Genomic DNA, 4,665 nt, shown 5'->3' with positions numbered 1-4,665 from the left:
GTCCACGACGGCGCGCACCAGGCGGTTGGCCGCGTCCATGATCTGGTCGGGGGTGATGCCGCGGGCGGCCTCCTCCGCCGAGGAGGACAGATCGGCGCCGGTGCTGAAGTCGCCCGCCTCACCGCTGATGACGACCGCTCGCACCGACTTGTCCTGCGCGACACCGAGGAAGGTGTCACCGAGGGCGACCAGCGTGTCGTAGCTGAGGGCGTTCTTGCGCTTCGGGTTGGTGATCGTGATGCGCAGGATCTTGCCGTCCTTGACCGCCGAGAAACGGCCCGCGGCCGGAGCCTCGGTCGCGGAATCGGTATTGCTCATCTGGTTGCGCTCCTCATGCGGGATTCGGCGGGCGCAGGCCGTCGAATAGTGGTTAACTTTGCGAATTGTGGTTAACTTAAGTTGACATGTCCGGCGCTGTCAACCACGCGGCGCCGGCCCGGGACGGGAGAAGGTGCATGGTCGCCGAACGCAGCGAGGTGGACCTCGCGACCACGCGGCCGGGCCAGGGCAGGAGAACGGCGACCGCGAAATCCGCGGGGACGGAGAAAGCGGTGGTAACGGGCAACGGCACGAATCGGGTGAACGGCGAGTCGGGCGTGCGACGCAGGCCAAAGGACCGCAAGGTCCAGATCGTGCGCGCGGCCGCGAGAGCGTTCAGCGAACGCGGCTACTACCCGGTCGGCGTCGACGAGATCGCCGCCGAGGTCGGCATCTCCGGGCCCGCGCTGTACCGGCACTTCGCCAACAAATACGCCCTGCTCGTCGCCGCCGCCGAGAACGGCGCGCAACAGTTGCTGCAGGTCGCCCAGTCCGCCGACGACCCGAACCTCGACCCGGAACCCCGCCTGGACGCGCTGATCCGCGCGCTCAGCGAGCACACCGTGGACATCCGCCGCGAGGCCGGGCTCTACCGCTGGGAGCGCCGCTATCTCGAGGTCGCCGACCGCCGCCGCATCCGGCGCATCTACGACGACCTCAACGACACCGTCGCCGCCCCCATCGCCCGGCTGCGCCCCGGACTCGACCAGGCCGACCTGCGCATCCTGTCGGCCTCGGTGATGAGCGTGATCGCCAGCATCGCCCACCACCGCACCGCGCTGTCCGGCGCCAGGCTGCTGCCGCTGCTGCGCGACATGTGCTGGTCGGTGCTGCGCGTCGACCTGCCGCCCGCGCCGCCGCCGATCGAGCAGGAACCCGCCCCGCGCGGCCTGCCGATCACCTCCAAGCGCGAACAACTGCTCACCGAGGCGATCCGCATCTTCGGCCGCCAGGGCTACCACGAGGCCAGCATCGAGGAGATCGGCGCGGCCGTCGGCATCAACGCCTCCAGCGTCTACCGGTACTTCTCCAGCAAGGCCGACCTGCTCGCCGCCGCCTTCCACCGCACCGGCGACCGGGTCTCGGTCGCCATCACCGAGGCGCTCGCCGAATCCGCCAGCAGGCCCGACGCCGCCCGCAGGATCGCCGAACGCCAGGCCAAACTGGCCTTCGGCATGCCGGAGATCATGCCGGTCTACTACGCCGAGTTCTCCAACCTGCCGCAGGCCGAGCAGCACAAGCTGCGCGCCATCCAGCGCCAGAACATCCTGGAATGGGCCAACCTGCTCGACGGCGACCCGATCGAGGCGCGCTTCCGCGTGCACGCCGCGATCGGGCAGGTCATCGACGTGGGCAGACTGATGCGCTTCGACGCGCGGCCCGCCCAGCTCGCGCGGGTCACCGCGCTCATGGAGGCGATCCTGCTCGGCGCGAACACCAGAGAACCCAGCTGAGCCCGCGGGTGATGCTGCGCTGCCTCCTCGCCCGCTGACCGTCACAGGCTGGGTTGGATGGTGCCTGTGCCGGGCGGCCTGCGGGGTGATGCTGCGCTGCCTCCTCGCCCGCTGACCGTCACAGGCGGTGCCCGTGCCTGAGCCGGAAGATCCCCTTGGCCCGGCGCAGGTCGCGCTGCCTGCGGTCGAAGGTGGTCAGGTTGACCGTGCCGCGGTAGCGCTTGCGGGCGATCGACAGCGTGCGGCTGAACTCGCGCAGCCCCTGGTCGCCGTGGCTGTGGCCCTGGCCGTACTCGCCGACGCCGCCGTAGGGCAGCGCGGGGATGCCGGTGTAGGCGGTGGCGGAGTTGATGGTCACCACCCCGACGCGCAGGCGCTCGGCGAAGGTCTCGATGTTGTGCACGTCGCGGGTGAACATGGCGACGGCGACCGCGTTGCCGCCCGCGTCGATCCGCTCGGCCGCCTCCTGCATGCTCGACACCCGGTTCACCACCAGCACCGGCCCGATCGCCTCGCCGGTGACGGCCAGGCTGTCCTCGGGCACCTCGGCCAGCACGATCGGCTGGATGTAGGGCTCGCGGATGGACTCGAGCCCGCCGACCACCGCGCGCCCGCCCTTGGCCAGCGCGTCGCGCACCTGCCTGCGCACCACCTCGGTCTGCGACTCCACGATCATCGGGCCGTAGGAGGCGCGCCGGTCCGCGCCGGGCCGCAGCCGCCGCGCCTGGTCGGCCACCAGGTGCAGGAAGTCGTCGTAGACCGAGTCGGCGACGTACGCGCGCTGGATGCCGCTGGGGTTCTGGCCGGCGTTGGCCATGGCCCCGTACACCGCGGCCTCGGCGGCGTCGTCGAGCCTGGCGTCGACGTGCACGATCATCGCGCCCTTGTCGTGGCGTTCCACCACCACCGGCGTCATGTTCTCCGCGCAGCAGGCGATCACCTGCCGCGCGCCCCGCTCGGAACCGGCGTAGGCGATCTTGTCCACCGCCTGCCTGCACAGCGCGAGGCCGGTGCTCTCGGTGCCGGTGACCGCTTGCAGCACAGGCTGTTCCGATACCAGCTCGCGCCAGGTCTCGGCCAGCCACACCCCGACCCCGGTGGTCAGCTCGTGCGGCTTGAACACCACCGCGTTGCCCGCCGCCATCGCGTAGGTGATCGAGCCCATCGGGGTGTAGACCGGGTTGTTCCACGGCCCGAGCACTCCGACCACGCCGAGCGGCAGGTAGCCGACGGTGGCTTTGTGGTTGCGGGTCAGCCAGTTGCGGCCCAGAGTGCGCCTGCCGAGCGCGCGGGCGGCGTTGCGGGCCGCCCAGTCCAGGTTCTCGATCGCCAGCACGACCTCGACGGTCGCGTCGGCCTCCGGCTTCCCGGTCTCGGTGCAGATCAGCTCGACCAGTTCGTCGCAGCGGCGCGCGATGAGCCGCTTCCAGTCGAGCAACCAGCGTTTGCGGCCGCTGAAACCCAGTCCGCCCCACCATTTCTCGGCGCTGCGGGCGGCGCGGACGGCCCTGGTGAGTTCGGCCGTGCGCTGCACGGGGTACTCGCCGACCGCCTCGCCGGTGCGCGGGTCGTAGGACGTGAACACACTCGTTCGGTCCCTGCCTCCCGGGTACGCTGCCAGGCGTGGCTGCGCGGACTCGGCCATCGATCACCTCTTCGCACTGTCGTCCCGCCGACACCTCACCCGAAGCGAGCCGGCCTCGCGGGACGAAACACCGGCTGTCCCACCGACGAGTGAGTGACCTTGTCCCCTGGGAATCACACTATGGCCGCCGCGACCCGCCCGACAAGGACGGTCGCGCGGCCCGCGCGCCCGGCGCGGAGGGTGCGACCAGCGGCGATTCCCCGGGGCCCGAACCTTACTGACAAAATGTGATCAACGCCATAGTTAGGTATATGTTGTGAGCCGGGCCCCGGCCCGCGCGGTGCCGCCGCCCGGCCGACGTTTGAAGCGGATGCCGGTAACATCTGCCCGGGCGGTAGGGATCATCACCGCGACGTGTTTCGATCAGCCCGCCCGGCGAGGACCCTCGCCGGAGGCGTAGACAGTGGAGAGTTGATGCCGAGTTCCCCCCAGGCCGAATCACCCGCGGGCGTGCGGGCGGGCGTCGAGCCCGCCGTCGTCGTCCAGGACGTCCACAAGTCCTTCGGCGAGGTGCACGCGCTGCGCGGTATCAGCTTCACCGCGGCCAAGGCGTCGGTGCTCGGCATCCTCGGACCCAACGGCGCGGGCAAGACCACCACGGTCAAGGTGCTGTCGACCCTGCTGCGGCCGGACTCGGGCACCGCGATCGTCGCCGGACACGACGTGCGCACCGACCCGGCGGGGGTGCGCCGTTCGATCATGATGACCGGCCAGTACGCCGCCCTGGACGAGAACCTCTCCGGCCGGGAGAACCTCGAGCTGTTCGGCAGGCTGATGGGCCTGGGCAAGTCCGCCGCCCGCAAGCGCGCCGACACCCTGCTCGAGGAGTTCGACCTGGTCGGCGCGGGCAAGCGCCCGGTGCGCACCTTCTCCGGCGGCATGCGCAGGCGCGTGGACATCGCCTGCGGCCTGGTGGTGCGCCCCGAGGTGGTCTTCCTCGACGAGCCGACCACCGGCCTCGACCCGCGCAGCCGCCAGGGCGTGTGGGATCTGGTCACCGTGCTCAAGGACCAGGGCATCACCGTCCTGCTGACCACGCAGTACCTCGAGGAGGCCGACGTGCTCAGCGACAACATCATCGTCATCGACAAGGGCACCGTCATCGCCGAGGGCACCGCCGACGAGCTCAAGGAGCGCACCGGCGGCAGCTACTGCGAGGTGGTCCCGCTCGACCCGACCAAGCTCGACATCGCCGCCTATGCCCTCGGCGACCTGGTGCCCGCCGCGGTGCTGGCCGAGATACAGGCG

Annotated in this window: 4 protein-coding genes; 2 read left to right on the top strand and 2 right to left on the bottom strand. The window is 70.7% G+C overall.

The window, feature by feature from the left end; all coding sequences use genetic code 11:
- Positions 1 to 318, bottom strand: a 318-nt coding sequence (locus QH283_RS14895) for an enoyl-CoA hydratase-related protein (protein ID WP_280503593.1), incomplete at its 3' end; no start/stop codon positions are given.
- Positions 319 to 455: 137 nt separating this feature from the next.
- Here QH283_RS14895 and QH283_RS14890 point away from each other — a divergent pair.
- Entirely contained in the window at positions 456 to 1,772 is a 1,317-nt protein-coding gene (locus tag QH283_RS14890) for a TetR/AcrR family transcriptional regulator (RefSeq protein ID WP_280503592.1), read from the top strand.
- 118 nt (positions 1,773 to 1,890) lie between these two features.
- On the opposite strand, the gene QH283_RS14885 is transcribed toward QH283_RS14890, so the two are convergent.
- On the bottom strand, positions 1,891 to 3,417 hold the full coding sequence (locus tag QH283_RS14885) for an aldehyde dehydrogenase family protein (RefSeq protein WP_280503591.1): 1,527 nt from the start codon (positions 3,415 to 3,417) through the stop codon (positions 1,891 to 1,893).
- Between the two features lie 414 nt (positions 3,418 to 3,831).
- On the opposite strand from QH283_RS14885, the gene QH283_RS14880 reads away from it, so the two are divergent.
- Positions 3,832 to 4,665, top strand: an 834-nt coding sequence (locus QH283_RS14880; RefSeq protein ID WP_280503590.1) for an ATP-binding cassette domain-containing protein, incomplete at its 3' end; no start/stop codon positions are given.

It is taken from the genome of Nocardia farcinica (assembly GCF_029867845.1).
Classification (GTDB): Bacteria; Actinomycetota; Actinomycetes; order Mycobacteriales; family Mycobacteriaceae; genus Nocardia; species Nocardia farcinica_A.
Note: the sequence above shows the minus strand (reverse complement) of the source record. Positions and strands in the feature narration are given on the sequence as shown.

Excerpts from the sequence above, each read along its gene's own strand:
- QH283_RS14890 (WP_280503592.1), top strand. The coding sequence starts at position 456 with ATGGTCGCCGAACGCAGCGAGGTGGACCTCGCGACCACGCGGCCGGGC.
- QH283_RS14885 (WP_280503591.1), bottom strand. The coding sequence starts at position 3,417 with ATGGCCGAGTCCGCGCAGCCACGCCTGGCAGCGTACCCGGGAGGCAGG.